Origin of the sequence: Micromonospora echinaurantiaca, from assembly GCF_900090235.1 — a bacterium.
Lineage (GTDB): Bacteria > Actinomycetota > Actinomycetes > Mycobacteriales > Micromonosporaceae > Micromonospora > Micromonospora echinaurantiaca.
Window position 1 is genome coordinate 6,685,551 of record NZ_LT607750.1, and the last position, 25,752, is coordinate 6,711,302.

The following is a 25,752-nucleotide window of genomic DNA, read 5'->3' on the forward strand; positions in this document are numbered from 1 at the left end:
TCAGGCGCGGCCCAGCCGGTCGAGGATCCAGGCGTTGATGAACGCCTCCTCCTTCCAGGCGTCGTACCGGCCGCTCGGTCCACCGTGGCCGGCGCCCATCTCGGTCTTCAGCAGGTAGTCGCCCTGCGGTGCGGTGGCCCGCAGCCGGGCGATCCACTTGGCCGGCTCGTGGTAGAGCACCCGGGTGTCGTTCAGGCTGGTCACCGCGAGGATGGCCGGGTAGTCCCGGGCCGCCACGTTCTCGTACGGCGTGTAGGACTTCATGTACGCGTACACCTCGGGGTCGTCGAGCGGGTTGCCCCACTCCTCCCACTCGGTGACGGTCAGCGGCAGCGACGGGTCGAGGATCGAGGTGAGCGCGTCCACGAACGGCACCTGCGCGACGATGCCGGCGAACGCGTCCGGGGCGATGTTGGCCACCGCGCCCATCAGCAGCCCACCCGCCGAGGCGCCCCGGGCGACCAACCGGTCGCTGGCCGTCCAACCCGTCTTGACCAGGTGCCGGGCGCAGGCCACGAAGTCGGTGAAGGTGTTCTTCTTGGCCAGCAGCTTGCCCTGGTCGTACCAGCGGCGGCCAAGCTCGCCGCCGCCTCGGGTGTGCGCCACCGCGAAGACCACCCCGCGGTCGAGCAGGGAGAGCCGGGCCACCGAGAACCAGGGGTCCATGCTCGCCTCGTACGAGCCGTAGCCGTACAGCTCGCAGGGCGCGGAACCGTCGCGCGGGGTGCCCTTGCGGCAGACCAGCGAGATCGGCACCCGGGTGCCGTCGTCGGCCAGCGCCCAGTCCCGGTGCTGCTCGTAGTCGGCCGGGTCGTACGGCCGCCCGTCCGGCCCGGGCAGCACCGGCTTCCGCTTGCGCAGCACCATCTGCCGGGTGACCAGGTCGTAGTCGTAGATCGAGTCGGGCGTGACCAGCGAGGTGTAGCGCAGCCGCAGCTGGGTGGTGCGGTACTCCGGATTGGCGTCCAGGCCGACGCTGTAGATCGGTTCCGGGAAGTCGATGTCGTACCGGTCGCCGCCGCCGACCGGCAGCACCCGCACCCCGGTCAGCCCGTTGCTGCGCAGCGAGACGACCAGGTGGTCAGCGAACGCGTCCACCGACTCCAGCCGGGTGCCGGGCTGGTGCTCGATCAGCGGCACCCAGTCGCCCGGCGCGTCCGCCGAGGTGTACGCCAGCGCGAAGTCCTCCGCGCCGTCGTTGTGCAGGATCAGGAACCGGTGTCCGTGGTGCTCGACCGAGTACTCCACACCCTGCCGCCGGGGCGCGATGACCGCCGGCGCGCCGGTGGGGTTGCCGGCCGGGATGACCCGTACCTCGCTGGTCACCTTGCTGGCGATGTCGATCAGGATGAACCGCTCCGAGCGGGTCAACTCGACCCCGACCCAGAACCGCTCGTCGTCCTCCTGGTGCACCACCACGTCGTCGCCCGCGGCCGAGCCGATCACGTGCCGCCAGACCCGGTGTGGCCGCCACGCGTCGTCTACCGTCAGGTAGAACAGCACCGACGCGTCGGCGGACCAGGCGGTGCCGTAGAAGGTGCCGGGGATCTCGTCGGGGAGCAGTTCGCCGGTGGTCAGGTCCTTCACCCGCAGGGTGAACCGCTCGTCCCCGGAGAAGTCCGTCGAGTACGCCAGCCAGCGCCCGTCCGGGCTGACGTCGAAGGCGCCGAGCGCGAAGAAGTCGTGCCCCTCGGCGAGCAGGTTGCCGTCGAGCAGCACCTCCTCGCCGTCCAGCGGGGCGCCGTCGGCGCTGACCGGCGGCTCGGTCTCGCCGTCGCGGACCGCCCGGCGGCAGTGCACGCCGTACTGCTGGCCCTCGACCGTGCGGGTGTAGTACCAGTGGCCGCCCTTGCGGGTCGGCACCGACAGGTCGGTCTCCTGGGTGCGCCGGCGGGTCTCCTCGAACAGCTCCGCGCGCAGCCCGGCCAGGTGGGCGGTGCGCGCCTCGGTGTACGCGTTCTCCGCGGTCAGGTAGGCGATCGTCGCCGGATCGTCCTTGCCGGCGAGCCAGGCGTACTCGTCGACGACGGTGTCGCCGTGGTGGGTGCGCTCGCTGGGCACCCGCTTCGCCACGGGAACGGAAGTCTCGGTGGTCACGGCGTCACGTTACCGGCCGGCCGCCGTCCGTCGCCCGATTAGGCGACGCGTCACCACCGGCTTTCGAACACATGTACGATGACCGGCATGGCGGCTGCAGCGAGTTCCACCGATCGACCCGGAGCCCTCGACATCACCCGGCGGTTGACCGAGATCTGCGGCCCGCCGTTCGCCCGCTTCGCCGGCCCCGCCGACGAGGTCGCCGGCCGCCCGGCCCGCTGGGTCGCCGTGCCCGGCCGCCCGGCCGCCGCCGCCGAGGTGCTCCGGCTGGCCGCTCGGCACGACCTGACGGTGGTGTCCCGGGGCGCCGGCACCAAGATCGACTGGGGCGCCGCGCCCGACCGGGTCGACATCCTGCTCGACACCGGCCGGCTCGCCGGGATCGGCCACGAGCCGGTGGGGGCGCCGACGGCCGAGGTCGGTGCGGGCACCCCGCTCCGGGCCGTACAGGCCACCCTGGAGCGCACCGGGCAGCGGCTGGCGCTGGACGCGCCCTCGCCCGGGGCGACCCTCGGCGGGGTGCTCGCCGCCGGCGAGGCCGGGCCGCTGCGGCACCGCCACGGCACCCCCTGCGACCAGTTGGTCGGCCTGCGCTACCTCGACGCCGACGGCGAACTGGTCAGCGCCGGCGGTGGCGCGCCGGGGCTGGAGCTGGCCCGGCTGCTCTGCGGCTCGCAGGGGGCGCTCGGCGTGCTGGTCTCGGCGACGTTGCGGGTGCAGGCCGCCCCGGCGCGCCGGGTTTGGGTCACCCGTCCGGTGTGGACTCCGCTGGAGGTGCACGACCTGGTGCGTACGCTGCTCGCCGCCCGGCTCGACCCGGCCGCCGTCGAGCTGGATCTGCCGGCCGGCGCGGGATCCCGGCCGGTGCCGCGCGGCCGGGCCGCGGCGATGGCGCGTCATCCGTCCATGACGGGGCGCGCGTCGACCGGCCCGGCCGCTGCCGGCAGCCTGGCGGTGCTCCTCGAAGGCGGCCCAGCGGACGTGGTCGAGCGGTCCGAGCGGCTGGTGGCGCTCTTCGGCGACGGGTCGGCCACCCAGCAGGCCGCGCCGGGGTGGTGGCGGCGCTACCCGTTCGCCCCGGGCGACACCGCCCTGCGCATCGAGGTGCCGATCACCGACCTGCACGCCGCCGTCTACGCGCTGCGCGACGCGGCCGGCGCCCCGGTGCCGGTCCGCGGCTCGGCCGGGCTGGGCGTGGTGCACGCCGCCCTGCCCGGGGCGCTGCCCGCCGACCGGGTCGCCGCGATCCTCGCCGCGGTACGCGGGGTGCTGCTCGCCCGCAAGGGCCGGTGCGTGGTGCTCGCCGCGCCGGCGCCGGTGCGACGGGCGGTCGACCTGTGGGGCGAGCTGGCCGGGCTGGCCCGGCTGCGGGAAGCCAAGGAGCACCTCGACCCGCACCACCGGCTCGCCCCCGGCCGCCTCCCCGGCGGCTTGTGATCCGTCTGGCTCAGTCCAGCCACCAGCGGGTCAGCTCGGTGCCGGCCGGCGCGAAGCGCAGGGCGGTCACCGTCACCGCGGCGACGGTGACCGCCAGCAGTTGCCGCCGGGTCCGGCGCGGCGTCTCCGCCCGGTCCCGGATCAGCAGCAGAAGGGAGTAGCACGCCAGCAGCGGCACCGCGACCAGGCCGGCGAGGAAGAGCAGCGACACCGCCAGATAGAGCCAGGTGAACGGGTTAGCCACGGACATCCCGAAGGGCACCATGTCCTTCGGGTCGTACGCCCCGGTTGCCAGCTCGGCGGGGCCGACGCCGCCGGCGGCCATCCGGCCCAACCACATCCCGGTCACCACGACGGACGCGGTGACGAGGGCGAACTGCGCCGCGAGGACGGTGCGCAGCAGGGGCACCCGGCCGGGGGCGGTCTGCACGGCACTCGACATGCCACCAACCTAGCCCGCGCGGCCACGCCGAGCTGTCCCGCCGGACGGGTCGCTCGGCCGGCCGGTCAGCCGGCGTCGTTGCGAAGGACCAGGATGGCGATGTCGTCGCGGGGCGCCTCGCCGGAGAACCCGATCGCGGTGGACCGCAGCCGGGCCGCCACCACGTCCGCCGAGTAGCCGGCCAGCGGGGCGGCGGCGTCCCGGAGCCGGTCGGTGCCGAAGAGTTCCCGGCCGCGCCGGCGCTCGGTGACCCCGTCGGTGTAGAAGATCAGCGCGTCGCCGGGGTCGAGGGAGAGCTCCGCCGTCGGCGAGGCGATCGAGTCGAGCAGCCCGAGCGCGGTGCCGCCGGTGCCGACGAAGGTCGCGCCGCCGCCGGCACCCACCAGCACCGGCCGGTCGTGGCCGGCGAGGTGCAGCGAGACGTCGAGCTGGTCGCGCTCGCCGGGGCCGACGGCCGCCAGGGCCAGCGTGCAGTAGCGCCCACTGCCCCGCTCGACCAGTGTCTCGTTCAGCCGGGACAGCACCTCGGGCAGCGGCTTGCCGTCGCCGACCAGCACCCGGATCACGTCCCGGACCAGGCCGGTGACCGCGGCCGCCTGCACCCCCTTGCCGGAGACGTCGCCGACCACCACCAGCCAGCGCCCGTCGGGCAGCGGCAGCACGTCGTAGAAGTCGCCGCCGACGTCGGCGTCGTCGCCGGTCGGGACGTACTCGGCGGCGAAGCCGATGCCCTCGACCACGGGCAGCACCGGCGGCAGCAGCGACTGCTGGAGGGTCTGCGCCACCCGGCGGCGCTCGGCGTGGATCCGGGCGTTCTCGATGGCCAGCGCGGCACGGCGGGCCACGTCCTCCAGCACGGCGACCTCGTCCGGGTCGTGCCGGTGCCGCTGCGGCCGGCCCACCGCCAGGGTGCCGAGCCGCTGCCCGCGGGCGATCAGCGGCACCGCGAAGCCCTCCATCGGGGTGCCGAGCGGCGTCTGGGTGCCGTTGCGGGACGCCTCGCGCAGCCGGGCCTGGATCGAGTCCGGGCCGGTCTCCCGAAGCACCGCGTGCAGCTGCGGCAGCATCGACTCGTCGGCGTGGCTGGCGGCGGCCAGCCGCAGCCGGCCCCACTCGTCGGTGGTGTGCACCGCGCACCACTGGCCGAGCCGGGGCACCACCAGCTGCGGGATCAGCGCCATGGTCAACTCGACGTCCAGGGACTGGGCGAGCAGCTCGCTGGCCTCGGCGAGGAAGGTCAGCCAGGCCTGCCGGCGCACGTCCGCCCGGCGCAGCCGGTCGTTCTCCAGGTGCAGCGAGAGCCGCTCGGCCATCAGCGCCGCCAGCGGCCGGGCGTACGCCGAGGGCGCCGCGTCCAGCTCCAGCTCGCCGGCGTACGGCCGGTGCACGGTCAGCGGCACCCGGAGCAGCTCGTGGTCGGCCCGGGGCTGGCGGCCGTACCGGGCCAGCACCTGGGGGCCCTGCCCGTCGCCCCGGTCCAACCGGACCACGCCGCCGGTGGCGCCGACCATCTCGGCGACCCGGGTGAGCAGGCTCGTCGCGAAGTCGGGCAGCGGGTCCTCGGCGTACGGGTCGGGGCTGGTCTGCATCAGCTCGCTCATCGCGCCGGCGCTGGGCGCGGAGCTCTCCCCGGTGGTGCTCCCGCTCCCGCCATTGCCCGGCGTCGCCGCCTCCGCCCCCAAGGCCGCCGGCTCGTCGCCCGGCGCGTCGGGCCGGTCCAGCCGGAACCAGACGCCCTTCCCGCTGGGCAGGTAGGTGGTGCCCCACCGGCTGGCGAAGTGGTCGACCAGCAGCAGGCCCCGGCCACGCTCGGCGACCTCGGTGATCTCGGTGGCGTCGTTGCGGACGCCCACGGTCAGCTCGTCGACCGGGCCGGACGCGAAGTCCGACACCATCACGGTCAGCCCGGTACGGTCGGCGACGACCTCGATGTCCAGTTCGGTGCCGGCGTGCTCGACCGCGTTGGTGGAGAGTTCGGTGGTCAGCAGCAGCGCCTCGTTGAGCAGCTGGTCGAGATCCGCCTCGGCGAGCACCGACCGGACGACGGCCCGCGCGGCGGCGGGCGTACGCCGGTCGGCGGGCAGCCGGACCCGCCGGACATGCTCGTCCGGGCCCCCGGTCGTCGTGGGGCCTGCCTCCGCTGCCACCCCCGTATCCTCCACCGCCACCCGCCCGGTGCCAAGCCGATCCCCCGCCGGCCGGTCCCACCGACCGGGCCGCGGGCGGTCTCGCGGGGAGCGCCGCGCTCCGGACGGTCGGCTCGATCCCGGCGAAAGCGGGCGCCCGAGGCGGTGCGGGCGTGGCCGGGGCGGGACGGCGGCGAGCCCTCCGGGCTGGGCCCGGAGTGGTCCCGATCGGGTTGGCGCGGCGGGCCGGGCCGGGCGGCGGACGTCGGTTTGCGCGTGCCGAGCGGCCGCGCGACGTGGCGCTGGCCGAGCTCGCGGGCACAATGATGGGATGCCAACGTGCCGGCACGCACCGGTGGCCCCCGACGTGAGCGAGGAATGATGACCACGGCGAAACAGTCGGTAGCCGCGGACCAGACCGCGCCCGACCACGAGGCGGTCCTCGTCGAGCTGACCGAGGCGCTGCGGCGGGTGCGCCGCGGCGACCTGAAGGTCCGGCTGCCCAGGCGGGCGGGCCGGGCGGGCGAGGTGGCGGACGCCTTCAACGAGGTGGTCTCCCTCCAGGAGCGGCAGTACCTCGACCTGCGCCGGATCAGCCGGATCGTCGGCCGGGACGGCCGGCTCACCGAACGCCTCGACGACGAGGGGCTGGACGGCTCGTGGGCGGAGGGCCAGCGGGCGATCAACTCGCTGATCGACGACCTGGGCCGGCCGACCACCGAGATCGCCCGGGTGATCGTGGCGGTCGCCGACGGCGATCTCTCGCAGCACATGGCGCTGGAGATCGACGGCCGGCCGCTGCGCGGTGAGTACCTGCGCATCGGGCGCACCGTGAACACGATGGTCGACCAGCTCTCCTCGTTCGCCGACGAGGTGACCCGGGTGGCCCGCGAGGTGGGCACCGAGGGCAAGCTGGGCGGCCAGGCCGACGTCCGCGGCGTCGCCGGCACCTGGAAGGACCTCACCGACTCGGTGAACACCATGGCGTCGAACCTCACCGGCCAGGTGCGGTCGATCTCCCAGGTGGCGACGGCGGTGGCCAAGGGCGACCTGTCGCAGAAGATCACCGTCGGGGCGCGCGGCGAGGTGGCCGAGCTGGCCGACACGATGAACTACCTCACCGACACCCTGCGGCTCTTCGCCGAGCAGGTGACCCGGGTGGCCCGGGAGGTGGGCACCGAGGGCAAGCTGGGCGGCCAGGCGGAGGTGCCGAACGTCGCCGGCACCTGGAAGGACCTCACCGACAGCGTCAACTCGATGGCGTCGAACCTGACCAGCCAGGTGCGCAACATCGCCCATGTCTCCACCGCGGTGGCCCGGGGCGACCTGTCGCAGAAGATCACCGTGGCCGCCCAGGGCGAGATCCTGGAGCTCAAGGACACCATGAACACGATGGTGGACCAGCTGTCGTCGTTCGCCGACGAGGTGACCCGGGTGGCCCGTGAGGTGGGCACCGAGGGCAAGCTCGGCGGTCAGGCCCAGGTGCGCGGGGTCTCCGGCACCTGGCGCGACCTCACCGAGAACGTCAACCAGCTCGCCGGCAACCTGACCAGCCAGGTGCGCAACATCTCCCAGGTCTCCACGGCGGTGGCCAAGGGTGACCTGTCGCAGAAGATCACGGTCGACGCGCAGGGCGAGATCCTGGAGCTGAAGAACACCGTCAACACGATGGTGGACCAGCTGTCGTCGTTCGCCGACGAGGTGACCCGGGTGGCCCGCGAGGTGGGCACCGAGGGCAAGCTGGGTGGTCAGGCCCAGGTCAAGGGCGTCAGCGGTACGTGGCGGGACCTGACCGACAACGTGAACTCGATGGCGTCGAACCTGACCAGCCAGGTGCGCAACATCGCCTCGGTGACCACGGCGGTGGCCAAGGGCGACCTGTCGCAGAAGATCACCGTGGACGCCCGGGGCGAGATCCTGGAGCTGAAGTCGACGGTCAACACGATGGTGGACCAGCTGTCGTCGTTCGCCGACGAGGTGACCCGGGTGGCCCGTGAGGTGGGCACGGAGGGCAAGCTCGGCGGCCAGGCCCAGGTACGCGGGGTCGCCGGCACCTGGCGGGACCTGACCGACAACGTGAACTCGATGGCGTCGAACCTGACCGCCCAGGTACGCAACATCGCCCAGGTCTCCACGGCGGTGGCCAAGGGCGACCTGTCGCAGAAGATCACGGTCGACGCGCAGGGCGAGATCCTGGAGCTGAAGTCGACGGTCAACACGATGGTCGACCAGCTGTCGTCGTTCGCCGACGAGGTGACCCGGGTGGCCCGTGAGGTGGGCACCGAGGGCAAGCTCGGCGGCCAGGCGCAGGTGAAGGGGGTTTCCGGCACCTGGCGGGATCTGACCGACAACGTGAACTCGATGGCGTCGAACCTGACCAGCCAGGTACGCAACATCGCCTCGGTGACCACGGCGGTGGCCAAGGGCGACCTGTCCCAGAAGATCACCGTGGACGCCCAGGGCGAGATCCTGGAGCTGAAGAACACCGTCAACACGATGGTCGACCAGCTCTCGTCGTTCGCCGACGAGGTGACCCGGGTGGCCCGTGAGGTGGGCAGCGAGGGCAAGCTCGGCGGCCAGGCCCAGGTGAAGGGGGTTTCCGGCACCTGGCGGGACCTCACCGAGAACGTCAACCAACTCGCCTCGACGCTCACCACTCAGCTGCGCGCGATCGCCCAGGTCTCCACCTCGGTGACCCGGGGCGACCTGACCCAGCGGATCGCGGTCAAGGCGCAGGGCGAGGTCGCCGAGCTGAAGGACAACATCAACCAGATGATCGTCACCCTCCGGGAGACGACCAAGAAGAACGCCGAGCAGGGCTGGCTCGACTCGAACCTGGCCCGGATCGGCGGCCTGCTCCAGGGCCAGCGCGACCTCGGCGAGGTCTGCCGCATGATCATGATGGAGGTGACCCCGCTGGTCGACGCGCAACTGGGCGCGTTCTTCCTGGCGGACACCTCCGAGGGCGTGATGCGGCTGCGGCTGACCGCCTCGTACGGCTACGTGGCGCGCGGGCACGACGTGACCTTCGGGCCGGGCGAGGGGCTGGTCGGCCAGACCGCGCTCTCCCGCCGGACCATCCGGGTCGGCGGCGCGCCGGACGGGCGGCTCACCCTGCGCTCCGGGCTGGCCGACACGCCGCCGGCCGACCTGGTCGTGCTGCCGGTGCTCTTCGAGGGCGAACTGCTCGGCGTGATCGAGTTCGCCAGCGTGACCCCCTTCTCCGAGCTGCACCTGTCGTTCCTGGAGCGGCTGGTGCTCACCATCGGCATCGCGGTAAACACCATCCAGGCGAACCGGCGCACCGAGGAGCTGCTGGCCCAGTCCCAGCGGCTGGCGCTCGAACTGCAGGAGCAGTCGGCGGAGCTGCAGCGCACCAACGCCGAACTGGAGGAGAAGGCCACCCTGCTCTCCGAGCAGAAGGGCAACATCGAGACCAAGAACCGGGAGATAGAGCTGGCCCGGCTGGGCCTGGAGGAGAAGGCGCAGCAGCTCACCCGGGCGTCGGCGTACAAGTCGGAGTTCCTGGCCAACATGAGCCACGAGCTGCGGACGCCGCTGAACTCGCTGCTGCTGCTGGCCCGGCTGCTGGCCGAGAACTCGGAGGAGAACCTCACCCCGAAGCAGATCGAGTTCGCCCGGACCATCCACAGCGCCGGCTCCGACCTGCTCTCGCTGATCGACGACATCCTCGACCTGTCCAAGATCGAGGCGGGCCGGATGGACGTCCAGCCGACCGAGGTCCGGTTCGAGGAGATCCGCGCGTACGTCGAGCAGGCGTTCGCGCCGCAGGCCGAGGAGAAGGGCCTGGACTTCCAGGTACGGGTCAGCAAGGACCTGCCGTCCGCGGTGGTCACCGACGCCCAGCGGCTGCAGCAGATCCTGCGCAACCTGCTCTCCAACGCGGTCAAGTTCACCGACAACGGCGCGGTGACGCTGCGCATCGCGCCGGCCGCGGAGAACGAGGTCTTCGACGTGCCGGCCCTGGTCAACGCCCGGCAGGTGATCGCCTTCACGGTGATCGACACCGGGATCGGCATCTCCGACGACAAGCTGTCGCTGATCTTCGAGGCGTTCCAGCAGGCCGACGGCACCACCAGCCGCCGCTACGGCGGCACCGGGCTGGGGCTGTCGATCAGCCGCGACCTGGCCCGGCTGCTCGGCGGCGCGATCAGCGTGACCTCGGCGCCCGGGCAGGGCTCGACGTTCACGCTCTTCGTGCCGGACGTCCTGGCGCCGGACGCGGTGGTGGCCCCGCTGCCACCGTCGCCGTCCCGCGCGGGGCTGCCGTCCTCGCTGCTCATGCCGCCGGTGGAGCTGACCGAGCCGACGCCCGGCCCGACCACCCGGCGGCTCGAGGGAGCCACCGTGCTGATCGTGGACGACGACGTCCGGAACGTCTTCGCGCTGACCAGCGCGTTGGAACTGCACGGCATGACCGTGTTGTACTCGGACAACGGGGCGGACGGCGTTCGCCTGCTGGCCGAGCATCCGGAGGTGGACATCGTCCTGATGGACGCGATGATGCCGGACCAGGACGGTTACGAGACGACCCGGCAGATCCGGCGTAATCACCGCTTCGCCGACCTGCCGATCGTCTTCCTGACCGCGAAGGCGATGCCCGGGGACCGGGAGTCCGCCCTGGAGGCCGGCGGCAGCGACTACATCACCAAACCCGTCGACCTGGACGAGCTGATCGAGCTCATGGCGTCCTGGATCAGCGGCGGCCGGACCGAGGAGAGCTCGTGACCCAGATGGCGAAGGCGCTGCTGGTCGATGACCGGCGGGAGAATCTGATGGCACTGGAGGCGATCCTCCAGGGGCTGCCGGTCCAGTCGGTCGCCGTGGAGAGCGGCGAGGCGGCACTGAAGCAACTGCTGGTGGACGACTTCGCGGTGATCCTGCTGGACGCCCAGATGCCGGAGATGGACGGCTTCGAGACGGCCAGTCACATCAAGCGCCGGGAGCGTACCCGGCACGTGCCGATCATCTTCCTCACCGCGGCCGACCGGGACGCCCAACTGGCCCTGCGCGGGTACGCGGTCGGCGCCGTCGACTACCTCACCAAGCCGTTCGACCCGTGGGTGCTGCGCGCCAAGGTGTCGGTCTTCGTGGAGCTGTGGGTCAAGACCCGGCAGTTGGCCGCCCAGTCCGACCTGGTGCGCGAGCGGGACGCGCAGTGGCGGATGCTCACCGACGCCGTGGACGAGGCGACCACCCTGCTGCGCGCCGACGACTCCGACGCCCACCACCGCGCCGTGGAGATCCTCGAACAAGCCCGCTGGGGCAACACCCCCTAACCCCCCGGAACCTCCCACCCACCCGGGCCCCTGCGTTGATCATGAAGTTAATTGCCGCATTTCGGACGAGGGGCGGCAACAACTTCATGATCAACCCGGGAACCCGGGCGGGAACCCGGGAACCCGGGAACCCGGGCGGGGGGCGCGGGTGGGGAGGGGGTCAGCCGGTGGTTTGGTCGTTGCGGATCATCAGGGCGGAGCGGAGGCCGGTGATGTCCAGGACGCGGAGCAGGAAGTCGCCCACGTGGGTGAGGACGAGCAGGCTCTGCGCGTGACTGGCCTTGCGGCTGAGTACCACCAGGGTGCCCAGGCCCTGCGAGTCGCAGAAGGTGACCCCGCCGAGGTCGAGCACGATGCGCGGTGGCGGGTCGGTCAGCACCTCATTGACGACGGTCGACAGCTGGGCGGCCGTGAGCATGTCGATCTCACCGGCGAGGCGCAGCACTGCTTCGTCGCCCGTCCGGTGTACCGTGATGGACAGTTCGGCACGATCCACCCGGTCACCCTATCGCGATCTCGACCGCCCGGCCCGTCGAGGCGAGCCGACCGGGCCCGATCCGGACGCCCGATCGCCGGCCGGGCGCGTGGCGGGCCGCCGGTCGGCGGTGCGACCGGGTGAGACTGGTAACCCCCGCGCGGGGTGCCTGCCGATTCGCCGTCCGGCGCTGACACAATGGCCGCATCGTGACCGATATGTTTCCCGCCGGATCCGGCCGTTACCCGGCCGACGCGCCGGCCTCCGAGGCCCTGTTCGACCGCGCCCGCGCCCTCGTGCCGGGCGGGGTGAACTCGCCGGTGCGCGCGTTCCGCGCCGTCGGCGGCACCCCGCGCTTCATGGTCCGGGGGGAGGGTCCCTGGCTCTACGACGCCGACGACCGGCGCTACGTCGACCTGGTCTGCTCCTGGGGGCCGCTGATCCTCGGTCACGCCCACCCGGAGGTGGTCGCCGCCGTGCAGGCCGCCGCCGCCCGGGGCACCAGCTTCGGCACTCCGACGCCCGGTGAGGTGGAGCTGGCCGCCGAGATCGTCGACCGCACGCCGGTCGAGCAGGTCCGGCTGGTCAACTCCGGCACCGAGGCGACCATGTCGGCGATCCGGCTGGCCCGCGGCTTCACCGGCCGCTCCAAGATCGTGAAGTTCGCCGGCTGCTACCACGGGCACGTCGACGCGCTGCTCGCCGCCGCCGGCTCCGGCGTGGCCACCCTCGGCCTGCCCGACTCGCCCGGCGTCACCGGCGCCGCGGCGAGCGAGACCATCGTGCTGCCGTACAACGACGTCCGGGCGGTGGAGGAGGCGTTCGCCGCCGAGGGGCAGCACATCGCCGCGATCATCACCGAGGCCGCCGCGGGCAACATGGGCGTGGTCGCCCCGCGCGACGGCTTCAACCAGGAACTGGCCCGGATCGCGCACGCGCACGGCGCGCTGCTCGTCGTCGACGAGGTGATGACCGGGTTCCGGGTCTCCCGCTCCGGCTGGCACGGCCTCGACGCCAGCGACGCCGACCTGTGGACGTACGGCAAGGTCATGGGGGGCGGGCTGCCCGCCGCGGCGTTCGGCGGGCGCACGGAGATCATGGCCCGGCTCGCCCCGGCCGGCCCGGTCTACCAGGCCGGCACGCTCTCCGGTAACCCCCTGGCCTGCGCCGCCGGCCTGGCCACGCTGCGGCTGGCCGATGAGGCGGTCTACCGCAAGCTCGACGAGACGGCCGCCGTCGTGGGCAAGCTGGCGTCCGACGCGTTGGCCGCCGCCGGGGTCCCGCACCGGCTGTCGTACGCGGGCAGCATGTTCTCGATCTTCTTCACCGACGCCGACGTGGTCGACTACGACAGTGCCCGCACCCAGCAGGTGCCGGCCTTCAAGGCGTTCTTCCACGCGATGCTCGCGGCCGGGGTCTACCTGCCGCCGAGCGCGTTCGAATCGTGGTTCGTGTCGGCGGCGCTGGACGACGCCGCGCTGGAACAGATCGCCGCCGCGCTGCCGGGTGCGGCCGCCGCGGCGGCGTCGGCGGGTCTCGGGGGGTAGCGGTGAGTACGACGGTGGTCCACGTGCTGCGGCACGGCGAGGTGCACAACCCGGACAAGATCCTCTACGGCCGGCTGCCCGGGTTCCGCCTCTCCGAACTCGGCGTGCAGATGGCCAAGGCGGCGGCGCAGGGGCTGGCCGACCGGGAGATCGTGCACGTGGTGGCGAGCCCGCTGGAGCGCGCCCAGCAGACCGCCGAGCCGATCGCCGCGCAGTTCGGGCTGCCGGTCGGCGTGGACGAGCGGCTGATCGAGAGCGCCAACTGGTTCGAGGGTAAGAAGGTTTCCCCGGGTGACGGCTCGTTCCGCGACCCGCGCAACTGGTGGGTGCTGCGCGACCCGGTCACCCCGTCCTGGGGCGAGGCCTACCGGGCCATCGCCGAGCGGATGTTCGCCGCCCTGCACGCCGCCCGGGTCGCCGCCGAGGGGCGCGAGGCGGTGCTGGTCTCGCACCAGCTGCCGATCTGGACGCTGCGCCGCCACATCGAGCGCAAGCGGCTCTGGCACGACCCGCGCAAGCGGCAGTGCGGGCTGGCCAGCCTCACCTCGTTCCACTTCGAGGGCGCCAAGGTGGTCGGCATCGGCTACTCCGAGCCGGCCGCCCACCTGATCGCGATGTCGCCGACCGCCCGGACGGCCAAGGGGGCCTGATGAACGTCCGGAGGTGCACCGGCGCTCTGCTCGCCGCCGTCACCGCGGTGGCGGTGGCCGCCTGCTCGCCGGCGGGCGGGGAGGAGGCCTGCGCCAACCGGGACGGCATCATCGAGTGCGCGCCCGACCAGCGGTCCGCCGCTCCGAAGCTCGCCGGTGAACTGCTCACCGGCGGCAGCTACGACGTCGCCACCGCCCGCGGCCAGGTCGTGGTGGTCAACTTCTGGGGTTCGTGGTGCGCGCCCTGTCGGGCCGAGGCGGACGACCTGGAAGCCACCTACCAGGCCACCAAGGGCTCCGGGGTGACCTTCCTCGGCATCAACGTGCAGGACCAGCGGGACAAGGCCAAGGCCTTCGAGGAGGGCCGGGTCAGCTACCCGAGCCTGTTCGACCCGCCCAGCCGGCTGGCGCTCGCCCTGGACATCCCGCCGAACACCATCCCGGCCACCGTGGTGCTGGACCGGGAGGGGCGGATCGCCGCGGTGATCCGGGCGGCGGTCAAGCAGGAGGGCCTGCAGCCCATCGTCGAGCGGATCGCCGCCGAGTCGCCGGCACCGACCGGTCAACGCTGATGGGCGAGACGTTCCGGGAACTGGCGCAGAGCGGCCCGCTGCTGCTCGCCATCGGCGCGGCCGCGCTGGCCGGGCTGGTCAGCTTCCTCTCCCCGTGCGTGCTCCCGCTGATGCCGGGCTACCTGTCGTACGTGACCGGGCTGGCCGGGGCCGACCTGGAGGGCCACCCGAAGCCCAGCCCGGCCGCCGGAGGCGATCCGGACACCTCGGGCGGCGGGCTGGCCGTCGCCGCCCGGCCGCTGGCCAGGACCGCTGTCAAGGGCCGGGTGCTGGCCGGGACGCTGCTCTTCGTCGCCGGCTTCACCGTCGTCTTCACCGCCACCGCGATCCTCTTCGCCGGGTTCGGGCGGATCTTCTTCGACCACGAGCGGACGCTGGAGATCGTCATCGGCGCGCTGGTGGTGCTGCTCGGCCTGGGCTACCTCGGGCTGGTGCCGGGGATGCAGCGGGAGTTCCGGATCCAGCGGCTGCCCGCCGCCGGGCTGCTCGGCGCGCCGGTGCTCGGCGCGGTCTTCGCGCTCAGTTGGGTGCCCTGCGTCGGACCGACGCTGGGCGCGGTGCTCGGCATGGCCGCCATCGAGGGGCAGACCGACCGGGCAGTGGTGCTCGCCGTGGCGTACTGCCTCGGGTTGGGGATACCGTTCGTCGTCTTCGGGCTGGGCTTCCAGCGCCTGCTCGGGGTGTTCCGCGCCGTCCGGCGCAACAGCCGTTGGGTCACCCGGATCGGCGGCGCCCTGCTGATCCTGATCGGCCTCGCGCTGGTCACCGGCGGGTGGACCAACTTCGTGATCTGGCTGCAGACCACCGTCGGGGTGGGCGAGGTGAGCATCTGATGACCGTCGTGGACGACCGGCCGGCGTCCCCGGCCGAGGCTCCCCGGCGCCGGCCCAACCCGGTGCTGGCCCTGCTGCGCAACTCCTGGCGGCAGCTGACCAGCATGCGTACCGCGTTGGTGCTGCTCTTCCTGCTCGCCGTCGCCGCCATCCCCGGTTCGGTGCTGCCCCAGCGCGGCGTCAACCCGGAGGACGTCCGGGACTACTTCGTCGCGCACCCCGACCTGGCGCCGGTGCTGGACCGGATCGGTGCCTTCGAGGCGTTCGGCTCGGTCTGGTTCTCCGCGATCTACCTGCTGCTGTTCACCTCGCTGATCGGCTGCATCACGCCCCGGCTCCGCGACCACGCCCGGGCGCTGCGGGCGAAGCCGCCGGTCGCGCCGAAGCGGCTGGACCGGCTGCCGCAGCACGCGGTGCTGGCCGCGCCGGCCGGCGGCGCGGCGGCGATCGCCGAGGTGCTGCGCCGGCGGCGCTGGCGGGTGGTGGTCCGCGGCGACGAGGTCTCCGCCGAGAAGGGCCACCTCAAGGAGACCGGCAACCTGCTCTTCCACACCTCGATGGTGGTGGTGCTGATCGGCGTCGCGCTCGGCTCCTGGTACGGCTGGAGCGGCAACCGGCTGCTGGTCGCCGGCGCGGACAACGCATTCTGCAACACCCAGCAGCAGTACGCCGAGACGAAGTTCGGCCCCCGGGTGAGCAGCGCCGACCTGCCCGGTTTCTGCCTGCGGCTGGACGACTTCGAGGCGGAGTTCCTCGAGGACAACGGCCAGCCGAAGTTCTTCAACGCCAAGGTGACCGTCGACGAGGAGGGCCGCGCGCCGCGCCCGGCCGAGTTCTCGGTGAACTCGCCGCTGCGGGTCGACGGCGCGAACGTCTACCTGCTCGGCCACGGGTACGCCCCGGTGATCCGCTACACCGACCGGTTCGGCCGCAGCCAGACCAGCACGACGCCGTTCCTCACCACCGGCGACATCGGGATCACCGGCGAGGGCGTGGCTGCCTTCCCGGACGCGAACGTCGACCCGGCCACCGGGCGGCGCGACCCCGACCTCCAGATGGCCTTCACCGGGCTGTACCTGCCGACCGCCCCGCAGCAGGGGCCGTTCGTCCGGTCGGAGTTCCCGACCGAACGCAACCCGCTGCTCAACCTCGTCGCGTACCGGGGCAACCTCGGCCTGGACGCGGGCATCCCCGGGTCGGTCTACGAGCTGGACCAGCGGCAGGTGCGGACCGGCAAGGTCAAGGAGGTCGGCACCAAGCTGCTCAAGGTCGGCGAGACCTGGACCCTGGACGACGGCACCAGGCTGGAGTTCCTCGGGACGGAGCCGTACATCGTGCTGTCCGTCCGGTACGACCCGGGCTCGACGCTGCTGCTGGTGAGCGCCGCCACGCTGCTCGCGGGCCTGATGGGCTCGCTCTTCGTCCGTCGCCGGCGGGTCTTCTTCCGGGTGCTCCCGGCCGGTGCCGTCGTCCCGGCGGGTGGTTCCGCCGACCCGGCGAGCGGATCTCCGACGGGCGGTAGTAGTTTGGTCGAGGCCGGTGGATTGCCGCGCACCGACCACCCCGGGTTCGCCGACGAGTTCGCACAGCTCGTGGCCGCGGTCAGCGGTGACGAGCGGGCGGACGAGCGGGCCGGTGCGGATCGCGACGGAGGCGACCCGGCCGGAGCGCGAGAAGGAGCCGAGTGATGTCCGCACTCTCCGACCAGCTGGTGTCGTTCGCGATCCTGGCCTACCTGGTCGCCATGATCAGCCACGCGGTCGAGTACGCGCTCGGCAACGCCCGCGCCCGGGTCGTCGCGCCGGCGCGGGAACTGGTCGGCGCCGGCGTCGGCGCGGCCGGTGGCAGCGTTCCGGCCGAGCCGGTGGTGGCCGAGTCGACCGCCGCCGGGCGCAGCGCGCACCGGGCCCGGCTGGCCGGCCGGATCGCGGTCGGCGTCACCGCGCTCGGCGCCGTGCTGCACCTCGCGGCGCTGGTCACCCGCGGCATCGCGGCCGACCGGATGCCGTGGGGCAACATGTACGAGTTCGTGCTCACGGTCTCGTTCATCGGCGTCGCCGCCTGGCTGGTGGTGCTCTGGAAGCGGCCGTCGCTGCGCCGCCTCGGGCTCTTCCTGACCCTGGTGATGGTGCTGCTGGTGGCCACCGCCGAGCTGGTGCTCTACGTGCCGGTGGTGCCGCTGGTGCCGGCGCTCAACTCGTACTGGTTCGTCATCCACGTCTCGACCGTCGTGTTCAGCTCCGGCATCTTCCTGCTCGGCGTGGTGCCGGCGGTGACGTACCTGATGCGGTCCGGTTACGAGCGCGGCAAGCGCAGCTTCCCGTACACGCTGGCGAAGCGGCTGCCGGCGGCGGCCGCGCTGGAGCGGCTGACCTTCGTGCTGCACGCCTTCGCGTTCCCGATCTTCACCTTCGCGGTGATCGCCGGGGCGATCTGGGCCGAGGCCGCCTGGGGCCGGCCGTGGGGCTGGGACCCGAAGGAGACCTGGTCGTTCATCTCCTGGGTGATCTACGCCGGCTACCTGCACGCCCGGGCCACCCCGAGCGTGCGGCGGAACGTGGCCACCTGGCTGGCCGTGGTCGGCTTCTGCACCATGCTGATGAACCTGTTCGGCGTGAACATCTTCTTCGAGGGCCTGCACTCCTACGGCGGCCTCGACTGAGGTCCGGACGCTCCTGGTCGAGCCGGCCGGGCACTACTCCGGCGGGTGACCGCCGCTACCGCGCCGCCGTACCGTCTCGTCCACCCGCAGGGTGACCTGGTAGGCCACCTCCGGCACGTCGGCCAGCTCGATCCGCTCCGCCCGGAGCGCGAGCTGGGCGTGCAGTTCCCGGGCCACGACGTCCCGGATCTCGGCCAGCAGCGGCGACAGCCCGTCCGGGTCGCCCACGACGTACGCGTCCGACATGCGCCCACCCTGCCCCCGCGCGCGGACGCCGGCCAGCACCGGTGAGACTTCTCGCCGCCGGACCGATCCGGCCGGTGGTCCGGCCGATGCTCCCTGTTGGCCGGCCGGCCTGGCCGCGTGGCCCGCGAGGGCAGTCCGGCGGCGGCCGGTCAGCCGCCGAACCAGCCGGGGACGTCGAGGCGGAACCAGTTGGCCGGGGTGACCATGCGCAGGTCGTCCTCCAGCGCGGCCACCCGGTCCGCGCCCAACGTGTCCGCCCAGCGCTGCCGGAGCTGGTCGAAGATCACCGCCGAGCGGCGCAGCCCGTCGTGCCCGTGCGGGGTCATCCGGACCAGCTTGCGCCGGGCGTCGCGGGGATCGTCGGCGCGTTCCAGGTAGCCGAGGGCGACCAGCCGGTCGACCGTCTTGCCGGCCGCCTGCTTGGAGATGCCCAGCCGCTGGCCCAGCTCGGTGGCGGTGGTGCCGTCGGCGCCGACCGCCTGGAGCACGAAGCCGTGCAGCGGGCGCAGCTCGGGGTGCCCCTGCCGGGCCAGCTCGGCGTGCAGGTCGTCGATGAGCGTACGGAAGCCGGCCAGCAGCAGCAGGGGCAGCAGGAAGCCGGGCCGGTCGGGGTCAGTTGCCATGTTCGACAACCAGGTTTACCATTTGGACAACCACGTTGACGATCCTACGTCACGGCCGGTCCCGGTCCGCGTGCCGTGCCGCCCCTGCCCGACGAAAGGCCCACCCGTGCCCGTCTTCACCCCGCACACCGTCGAGACCGCTCCCGCCGCCGCCCGCCCGACCGTCGAGGGGGTACGCCGGAAGCTCGGCCACCTGCCCACCGCGGTCGGACTGATGGCCGAGTCCCCGGAACTGCTCACCGGATTCCTCACCGTCACCGGCATCTTCGACAAGTGCGACCTCGGCCCGATCGACCGGGAGGTCGTCGTGCTGACGGTCGCCACCCGCAACGAGTGCCACCTCTGCGTCGCCATGCACACCGCCACCCTGACCCGACACGGCGCCGCGCCGGAGCTGATCGAGGCGCTGCGCGCCGGCACGCCGCTGCCCGACGACCGGCTCGAGGCGCTGCGCCGCTTCACCCGCGCCGTGCTCGACCACCGGGGCGCGGTGCCCGAGGCGGAGCTGTCCGCGTTCCTGGCGGCCGGCTACCAGCCCCGGCACGCGCTGGACGTGGTGCTCGGCGTCGGCACGTACACCATCTCCACCTTCGCCAACCGGCTCACCGCCGCGCCGGTCGACCCGCCGTTGGCCCGGTACGCCTGGCAGCCCGCCTGACCGCGGCCGGCGGCCCGCTGAGCGCCCGGCCGTGAGCCGGCCGCTGGTCGCTCAGCGTTCGGCGGCGACCCGGTCGAGCCACTCGCCGACCAGCGCGGCGAAGAGCCCTGGCTGCTCGATCTGCAGGTTGTGGCCGGCCACGTCGAGCACCGCGAACGTCGCCCGGGGGTAGTGCGGCAGCAGCGCGAACTGGTCGAGGTAGCCGGTGACGTGGTCCTGCCGCCCGGTGAGGACCAGCGTCGGCCGGGTGAACGGCGCGCCGCCCTCCGGGTCCTCGGTGAGGGTCCACCGCTGCCGGATCCGGGCCATCGCCGCGGCGTCGGCGGCGTCCAACCCGGCCATGATCTCCTCGCGGAACCGGCGCAGCGTCTCGGGCGTCTGCACGACCGCGATGTCGGCGAACTCGGTGGCGGTGCGCGCGTCGGTCGCGGCGAGCAGGGCCGGGTCGGGCCGCAGCACCTGCCGTTCCGGCAGCCGGCGGTCCGCGTGCTCCACGGCGGTGCCGGTGGGGCAGATCAGCGCCAGGCCGAGCACCTGGTCGGGGCGGGACCGGGCGAGCGCGCGGGCCAAATAGCCGCCGTACGACTCGCCGACCAGTAGGAACGGCTCGTCGCCGAGCAGGTCGTCGACGAGGTCCTGGACGGTGTCGAGCACGTCGTCGGAGCTGGCGATCTCCGCCGGGGCGGGCGAGGCGCCCATCCCGGGCAGGTCCGGGTAGAGCCGCCGGTAGCCGGCGCGGGCGGCGAAGACCGGTTCCAGGCAGCCGAGCATCAGCCGGTGGTCCGGGGTCCAGCCGTGCAGCGCCAGCACCGGGGTGCCCGCTCCCCGCTCGACGACCTTCAACGACACGGACGTGCGGCGTGGCATCCCGGCTCCCCTCGTACTCCTGCGACGGCCCGGGGATGTTGCCACCCGGCACCGACATTCCGGCCCGGTCCGGGCGGCCGGTGTGGTGGAGTGCACACGGCCGGCGGCGGCATCCGCCCACCCGGCGTGGGCGGCGCGCACACGGGTGCGGGAGACTGGCTGGCATGGCGGCTCGTGGCTTCCCGTACAACGATCTGAAGGACTTCCTCGCGGCGCTGGAGCGCGCGGGCGAACTCCGGCGGGTGAGCGCCCCGGTCGACCCCACCCTGGAGATCAGCGAGATCGTCACCCGTACCGTCCGGGCCGGCGGCCCGGCCCTGCTCTTCGAGCGGCCGACCCGGGGCGAGATGCCGGTGGCGATCAACCTCTTCGGCACCGAGAAGCGGATGGCGATGGCGCTCGGGGTGGAGCACCTCGACGAGATCGGCGAGCGGATCGGCAACATGCTCAAGCCGGAGCTGCCGATGGGCCTCTCCGGGATGATGGACGGGCTCGGCAAGGTCATGCAGCTCAAGTCGATGCCGCCGAAGAAGGTCAGGACCGCCCCCTGCCAGCAGGTGGTCTACCGCGGCGACGACGTCGACCTGAACCGGCTGCCGGGGCTGCAGGTCTGGCCGGGCGACGGCGGGATCTTCCACAACTTCGGGCTGACCCACACCAAGCACCCGGAGACCGGCAAGCGCAACCTCGGGCTCTACCGGCTGCAGCAGCACTCGCACAACACGATCGGCATGCACTGGCAGATCCACAAGAACTCCACGGCGCACCACGCGGTCGCCGAGCGGCTCGGGCAGCGGCTGCCGGTGGCGATCGCCATCGGCGCCGACCCCGCGGTCGCGTACGCCGCCAGCGCGCCGCTCCCCGCCGACATCGACGAGTACCTGTTCGCCGGGTACCTGCGCGGCGAGCGGGTGGAGATGGTGGACTGCCTGACCGTCCCGCTCCAGGTGCCGGCGCACGCCCAGATCGTGCTGGAGGGCTACCTCGAGCCGGGCGAGCGGCTGCCGGAGGGACCGTTCGGCGACCACACCGGCTTCTACACGCCGGTGGAGCCGTTCCCGGTGATGCACATCGAGTGCATGACCATGCAGCGCAACCCGGTCTACCACTCCATCGTCACGTCCCAGCCGCCGCAGGAGGACCACGGTCTCGGCAAGGCCACCGAGCGGATCTTCGCGCCGCTGCTGCGCTTCCTGATCCCGGACATCGTCGACTACGACCTGCCCGCCGCCGGGGTCTTCCACAACTGCGCGATCGTGTCGATCCGCAAGCGCTACCCGAAGCACGCGCAGAAGGTGATGAACGCGATCTGGGGCGCGCACATGATGTCGCTGACCAAGCTGATCGTGATCGTCGACGAGGACTGCGACGTGCACGACTACAACGAGGTCGCCTTCCGCGCGTTCGGCAACGTCGACTACGCCCGCGACCTGCTGCTCACCGAGGGCCCGGTGGACCACCTGGACCACGCGTCGTACCAGCAGTTCTGGGGCGGCAAGGCGGGCGTCGACGCGACCCGCAAGCTGCCCGAGGAGGGCTACACCCGGGGCTGGCCGGAGGAGATGCGGATGTCGTCCGAGGTGGTCTCGCTGGTCGACAAGCGTTGGAAGGAGTACGGGATCTGATGGCCGTCGTGGACGTGCCGGTCGAGCGGCCGGGCCGGGTCAAGTCCTTCCTCAGGCTGGTCGCGATCGAGCACTCGGTCTTCGCGCTGCCGTTCGCGTACCTGTCGGCGCTGACCGCCATGCAGGTCAACGGCGGGCGGGTGCGCTGGCTCGACCTGCTGCTGATCACCGTGGCGATGGTCGGCGCGCGGACGTTCGCGATGGCCGCCAACCGGATCCTGGACCGGCGGATCGACGCGCGGAACCCGCGTACCGCCTCGCGCGAGCTGGTCACCGGCGCGGTGAGCGTGCGGACGGCCTGGACCGGCGCGGCCGTCGCGCTGGTGGTCTTCCTGGCCGCCGCCGCCCTGCTCAACCCGCTCTGCCTGGCGTTGGCGCCGCTGGCCGTGGTGCCGCTGGTCGTCTACCCGTACGGCAAGCGGTTCACCAACTGGCCGCACGCCATCCTCGCGGTCGCCCAGGCGGTCGGCCCGGTCGGCGCCTGGCTGGCGGTCACCGGCACCCTCGACGGCTCCGGGCCGGCCTGGCTGCTCGGCGCGGCCGTCGGGCTCTGGATCGGCGGGTTCGACCTGATCTACGCCTGCCAGGACGCCGAGGTCGACCGGCGGATCGGCGTGCACAGCGTGCCGGCCCGGTACGGGCTGCGGTTCGCCCTGCACGCGTCGACCGTCGCGCACGTGGTGACCTTCGCGCTCTTCGTCTGGTTCGGCGCGCTGGTCGGGTTCGGCTGGCTCTGGTGGATCGGCCTGGCGCTGACCGCTGTCGCCTTCGGCTACCAGCACCTGGTGGTCAGCCCGACCGACCTGAGCCGGGTCAACCGGGCGTTCTTCACCGCCAACGGCTTCGTCGGCATCGCGCTGTTCGCGTTCGCCCTGCTCGACCTGGTGGTCCGGCTCGGCCTGCGGCCCTGACCGGCGGACCGCCGCCCCGGGCCGGGTGGTCCGGGCCGGCCGGTGGTCCAGCGCGCGGCGTTCCGGGGGCGGCCGACGGCCGGCGGCGGCGACCAGGCAGGCTGGAGGCATGCGAGAGCCATGGGTGGTCGGGGTGTCCGGGGCGTCCGGCACGCCGTACGCGGCGGCCGTCGTCCGGGGGCTGCTCGACGCCGGGCAGCCGGTTGACCTGATCGTCTCCCGGGCGGCCCGGCTGACCCTGCTGGACGAGACCGGGCGGCCGTTCCGGGACGGGCACTGGGCCGAGGACCTCGCCGCCTGGCTGGGCCGGGACCTGGCCGGCGCCGACCTGCGGCACTGGCCCGCCGGTGACCTGGCGGCCGGGCCGAGCAGCGGCTCCTACCCGGTACGCGGGATGGCGGTGGTGCCGGCCAGCACGGCGGCCTGCGCCGGCATCGCGATCGGCCTCTCCAAGGATCTGCTGCAACGGGCGGCCGAGGTCAACCTCAAGGAGCGGCGGCCGATGGTGGTGGTGCCGCGGGAGACCCCGGTGACCCGTAGCCACCTCGAACACCTCATCGCGCTGCACGACGCCGGCGCGGTGGTGCTCCCGGCGAGCCCGGGCTTCTACGGCGCGGGTGCGGCGGCATCCGCCGCGCAGTTGGTGGACTTCGTGGCCGGCAAGGTGCTGGACTCGCTGGGCGTGCCGCACACCCTGTTCCGGCGCTGGTCGGGCGAGTTGGGCGCGGCCCGGGACCAATAGGTGAGTCAGGACGCGGACCGGACCCCGCGTCCGGTCCGCGTGCCGATCCTCAGTACATTCCGGCGTTGGCCGGACCGGGCCCGGTCGAGGCGGCGGGGCCCACGTTGCGCGGTTTGCCCACGTCCTCCGCCTCGTCCAGCATGCCCTCCCCTTCCAGCAGGGCGCGCACCTCGGATTCCCGAAACCGGCGATGCCCGCCTGGAGTCCGGATGCTTCCTATCCGGCCCGCCGCCGCCCATCTCGTCACAGTCTTCGGGTCAACCCGAAACAGCGCGGCGACCTCTCCCGGTGTCAGCAGGCGATCTCCAGTGTCCACAGCCCCCTCCTCGCGTCGACGAAGCCCCCGGCTGAACACACTGCCCCCGGCCGGTGCGAGCCCAGAGCCGTCATGAGGGACGTATGGCAATTACAGCACCAGCGACCTGGCCTGTCCGCCAAACGCGAAAAACGCACTGAGTGGGAAGTTAGTAAATGGTACCGGCGTTGCCCTCCCGTCACCGTCAGTCTGCGAACAGTCACCTGCTGTTATATCCAACGGATGCCGAACGCCCGGCGTTACGCCTGTGCGACTAGGGTCTACATTCCGTGGACGCCATCGACCTGAGCCTCGTGGAGCTGTTGCGCGGCAACGCCCGCCTGTCCTACGCCGAACTGGCCCGACAGGTCGGCCTCTCGGCCCCCGCCGTGCACGAACGGGTCGGCAAGCTGGAGGCCGGCGGGGTGATCCGGGCGTACCGGGCGGAGATCGAGCCCGAGGCGCTCGGGCTCGGCGTGACCGCCCTGATCGGCATCATCGAGGACTCCGGCGCGGACACCGACGACGTGCTGGAGGCGTTCCGGGCGATCCCCGAGATCGAGTCCTGCTATTTCATGGCCGGCGTCGAGTCGTTCCTGCTCAAGGCCCGGGTGACCACCATCGCCGAGCTGGAGCGGCTGATCGTGCGATTGAACCGAACGCCCGGGGTGGCGTCCACCCGCACCGGCATCGCGCTGTCGACCAAGTGGGAGAACCGCCCGCAACCGGTCACCCCGCCCTCCGCCTGACCGCCCCGGCCGGCCGGCGCGCGGTCGGCTCTGGCGCGGCCCGGCGTGGCGGCGGTAGCGTGCGCCGATGAACACGCCCGCGCCCGGAGCCGCCGTGGTGACCGGTGCGGCGGGCGGCCTCGGCCGGGCGCTCGCCGCCGCGCTGCACGCCGACGGCTGGCCGGTGCTCCTCACCGACCTCGACGCGACCGCGGTCGCCGAGGCCGCGGCCCCGCTCGGCGGCTGGTCCCGCCCGCTCGACGTCCGCGACGAGGCGGCCTGCGCGGCGGTGGCCGCCGAGGCAGCCGACCGGGGCGGTCTCGGGCTCTGGGTGAACAACGCCGGGATCCTGGTCACCGGCCCGTCCTGGGCGCACGACGCGGCGACCCGGCGGCGGGTCGTCGAGGTGAACACCCTCGGCGCGATGAACGGCACCCTGGCCGCGCTGGCGGTGATGCGCGCCCAGGGCCACGGGCACGTGCTCAACGTCGTCTCGCTGGCCGGCCTGATCGCCGCTCCCGGCGAGACCGTCTACGCGGCCAGCAAGCACGCCCTGCTCGCGTTCAGCCTGGGCACCCTGGCCGACCTGCGGGCGGCCGGGCACCGGGGCGTACACGTGTCGTGCCTGTGCCCGGACGGGATCTGGACGCCGATGCTGCACGACCGGCTGGACGACCCCGGGGCGGCGGTCTCCTTCACCGGCACGCTGCTCACGCCGGAGCGGGTGGCCGCGCGGGCCGCCCGGCTGGCCCGGCGGCCCCGGCCGGTGGTCAGCCTGCCGCGCTGGCGTGGCGCGCAGGTGCGGCTGCTGGACACGCTGCCCCGGCTCGCCGTCGGGCTGACCCCGGTGATCGCGGCGGTCGGCCGGGCCGGCCAACGCCGGCAGCGCCGCCGGGGCGGCGCGGAGCGGCCCTGA

23 protein-coding genes are annotated in these 25,752 nt (G+C 73.1%); 15 read left to right on the forward strand and 8 right to left on the reverse strand.

The features are described 5' to 3' along the window. Positions 1–2,097, reverse strand: a complete 2,097-nt coding sequence (locus GA0070609_RS30415) for a S9 family peptidase (protein WP_088996966.1) — start codon at positions 2,095–2,097, stop codon at positions 1–3. Between the two features lie 87 nt (positions 2,098–2,184). Between GA0070609_RS30415 and GA0070609_RS30420 the strand changes: the two genes are divergently transcribed. Beyond that, complete coding sequence (locus GA0070609_RS30420; RefSeq protein WP_088996967.1) at positions 2,185–3,534, forward strand: FAD-binding oxidoreductase; 1,350 nt, start codon at positions 2,185–2,187, stop codon at positions 3,532–3,534. A 10-nt stretch (positions 3,535–3,544) separates the two neighbouring features. Here the strand turns inward: GA0070609_RS30420 and GA0070609_RS30425 are convergent, their stop codons facing one another. Continuing rightward, positions 3,545–3,976, reverse strand: coding sequence for a hypothetical protein (locus GA0070609_RS30425; protein WP_157748334.1), 432 nt, complete (start codon positions 3,974–3,976; stop codon positions 3,545–3,547). A 65-nt stretch (positions 3,977–4,041) separates the two neighbouring features. Further along, entirely contained in the window at positions 4,042–6,123 is a 2,082-nt protein-coding gene (locus GA0070609_RS30430) for a SpoIIE family protein phosphatase (protein WP_088996969.1), read from the reverse strand. Positions 6,124–6,483: 360 nt separating this feature from the next. On the opposite strand from GA0070609_RS30430, the gene GA0070609_RS30435 reads away from it, so the two are divergent. Beyond that, on the forward strand, positions 6,484–10,851 hold the full coding sequence (locus tag GA0070609_RS30435) for a HAMP domain-containing protein (protein ID WP_088998059.1): 4,368 nt from the start codon (positions 6,484–6,486) through the stop codon (positions 10,849–10,851). After that, on the forward strand, positions 10,848–11,402 hold the full coding sequence (locus tag GA0070609_RS30440; protein WP_088996970.1) for a response regulator: 555 nt from the start codon (positions 10,848–10,850) through the stop codon (positions 11,400–11,402). Before GA0070609_RS30435 ends, GA0070609_RS30440 begins: the two co-directional genes overlap by 4 nt. Before the next feature lie 160 nt (positions 11,403–11,562). On the opposite strand, the gene GA0070609_RS30445 is transcribed toward GA0070609_RS30440, so the two are convergent. Further along, positions 11,563–11,898 carry an STAS domain-containing protein gene (locus GA0070609_RS30445; protein WP_088996971.1) on the reverse strand — a complete coding sequence of 112 codons (336 nt, stop codon included), beginning with the start codon at positions 11,896–11,898 and terminating at the stop codon, positions 11,563–11,565. 188 nt (positions 11,899–12,086) lie between these two features. Here GA0070609_RS30445 and hemL point away from each other — a divergent pair, with 188 nt between their 5' ends. From hemL to ccsB, 6 genes are read left to right on the forward strand one after another with little or no spacing between them, the layout of a single operon-like run. Continuing rightward, positions 12,087–13,424: a glutamate-1-semialdehyde 2,1-aminomutase gene (hemL, locus tag GA0070609_RS30450; protein WP_088996972.1), complete on the forward strand. Its 1,338-nt coding sequence runs from the start codon at positions 12,087–12,089 to the stop codon at positions 13,422–13,424. 2 nt (positions 13,425–13,426) lie between these two features. Continuing rightward, the gene (locus GA0070609_RS30455; RefSeq protein WP_088996973.1) at positions 13,427–14,074 is read left to right on the forward strand and encodes a histidine phosphatase family protein; all 648 of its coding nucleotides are present in this window, start codon (positions 13,427–13,429) and stop codon (positions 14,072–14,074) included. After that, positions 14,074–14,646 (forward strand): TlpA family protein disulfide reductase, encoded by a 573-nt coding sequence (locus tag GA0070609_RS30460; protein WP_088996974.1) that lies wholly within the window; start codon positions 14,074–14,076, stop codon positions 14,644–14,646. The genes GA0070609_RS30455 and GA0070609_RS30460 overlap by 1 nt, the downstream gene beginning before the upstream one ends. Beyond that, complete coding sequence (locus tag GA0070609_RS30465) at positions 14,646–15,479, forward strand: cytochrome c biogenesis CcdA family protein (protein WP_088996975.1); 834 nt, start codon at positions 14,646–14,648, stop codon at positions 15,477–15,479. Before GA0070609_RS30460 ends, GA0070609_RS30465 begins: the two co-directional genes overlap by 1 nt. Beyond that, positions 15,479–17,167 carry a cytochrome c biogenesis protein ResB gene (gene resB / locus GA0070609_RS30470; protein WP_088996976.1) on the forward strand — a complete coding sequence of 563 codons (1,689 nt, stop codon included), beginning with the start codon at positions 15,479–15,481 and terminating at the stop codon, positions 17,165–17,167. Before GA0070609_RS30465 ends, resB begins: the two co-directional genes overlap by 1 nt. Further along, positions 17,167–18,141: a c-type cytochrome biogenesis protein CcsB gene (ccsB, locus tag GA0070609_RS30475; RefSeq protein WP_088996977.1), complete on the forward strand. Its 975-nt coding sequence runs from the start codon at positions 17,167–17,169 to the stop codon at positions 18,139–18,141. Before resB ends, ccsB begins: the two co-directional genes overlap by 1 nt. A 33-nt stretch (positions 18,142–18,174) precedes the next feature. Here the strand turns inward: ccsB and GA0070609_RS30480 are convergent, their stop codons facing one another. Together GA0070609_RS30480 and GA0070609_RS30485 are read right to left on the reverse strand one after the other, a co-directional pair. Then, the gene (locus tag GA0070609_RS30480) at positions 18,175–18,387 is read right to left on the reverse strand and encodes a hypothetical protein (RefSeq protein ID WP_088998060.1); all 213 of its coding nucleotides are present in this window, start codon (positions 18,385–18,387) and stop codon (positions 18,175–18,177) included. 149 nt (positions 18,388–18,536) lie between these two features. Continuing rightward, positions 18,537–19,010 (reverse strand): MarR family winged helix-turn-helix transcriptional regulator, encoded by a 474-nt coding sequence (locus GA0070609_RS30485; RefSeq protein ID WP_088996978.1) that lies wholly within the window; start codon positions 19,008–19,010, stop codon positions 18,537–18,539. 106 nt (positions 19,011–19,116) lie between these two features. Between GA0070609_RS30485 and GA0070609_RS30490 the strand changes: the two genes are divergently transcribed. After that, complete coding sequence (locus tag GA0070609_RS30490; protein WP_088996979.1) at positions 19,117–19,668, forward strand: carboxymuconolactone decarboxylase family protein; 552 nt, start codon at positions 19,117–19,119, stop codon at positions 19,666–19,668. A gap of 51 nt (positions 19,669–19,719) precedes the next feature. Here the strand turns inward: GA0070609_RS30490 and GA0070609_RS30495 are convergent, their stop codons facing one another. Then, positions 19,720–20,535 carry an alpha/beta fold hydrolase gene (locus GA0070609_RS30495; protein WP_088996980.1) on the reverse strand — a complete coding sequence of 272 codons (816 nt, stop codon included), beginning with the start codon at positions 20,533–20,535 and terminating at the stop codon, positions 19,720–19,722. A gap of 164 nt (positions 20,536–20,699) precedes the next feature. On the opposite strand from GA0070609_RS30495, the gene GA0070609_RS30500 reads away from it, so the two are divergent. The 3 genes from GA0070609_RS30500 to GA0070609_RS30510 all read left to right on the forward strand — a co-directional run bounded on the left by GA0070609_RS30500 (position 20,700) and on the right by GA0070609_RS30510 (position 23,813). Next, positions 20,700–22,160 (forward strand): menaquinone biosynthesis decarboxylase, encoded by a 1,461-nt coding sequence (locus GA0070609_RS30500; protein WP_088996981.1) that lies wholly within the window; start codon positions 20,700–20,702, stop codon positions 22,158–22,160. Next, positions 22,160–23,071: a menaquinone biosynthesis prenyltransferase MqnP gene (gene mqnP, locus GA0070609_RS30505; protein ID WP_088996982.1), complete on the forward strand. Its 912-nt coding sequence runs from the start codon at positions 22,160–22,162 to the stop codon at positions 23,069–23,071. Before GA0070609_RS30500 ends, mqnP begins: the two co-directional genes overlap by 1 nt. A 109-nt stretch (positions 23,072–23,180) precedes the next feature. Next, the gene (locus tag GA0070609_RS30510; protein WP_088996983.1) at positions 23,181–23,813 is read left to right on the forward strand and encodes a UbiX family flavin prenyltransferase; all 633 of its coding nucleotides are present in this window, start codon (positions 23,181–23,183) and stop codon (positions 23,811–23,813) included. A gap of 49 nt (positions 23,814–23,862) precedes the next feature. Here the strand turns inward: GA0070609_RS30510 and GA0070609_RS30515 are convergent, their stop codons facing one another. After that, entirely contained in the window at positions 23,863–24,129 is a 267-nt protein-coding gene (locus tag GA0070609_RS30515) for a BldC family transcriptional regulator (protein ID WP_088996984.1), read from the reverse strand. Positions 24,130–24,398: 269 nt separating this feature from the next. Here GA0070609_RS30515 and GA0070609_RS30520 point away from each other — a divergent pair, with 269 nt between their 5' ends. Next, positions 24,399–24,857, forward strand: a complete 459-nt coding sequence (locus tag GA0070609_RS30520; RefSeq protein WP_088996985.1) for an Lrp/AsnC family transcriptional regulator — start codon at positions 24,399–24,401, stop codon at positions 24,855–24,857. A 67-nt stretch (positions 24,858–24,924) separates the two neighbouring features. Next, positions 24,925–25,752: an SDR family NAD(P)-dependent oxidoreductase gene (locus tag GA0070609_RS30525; RefSeq protein WP_088996986.1), complete on the forward strand. Its 828-nt coding sequence runs from the start codon at positions 24,925–24,927 to the stop codon at positions 25,750–25,752.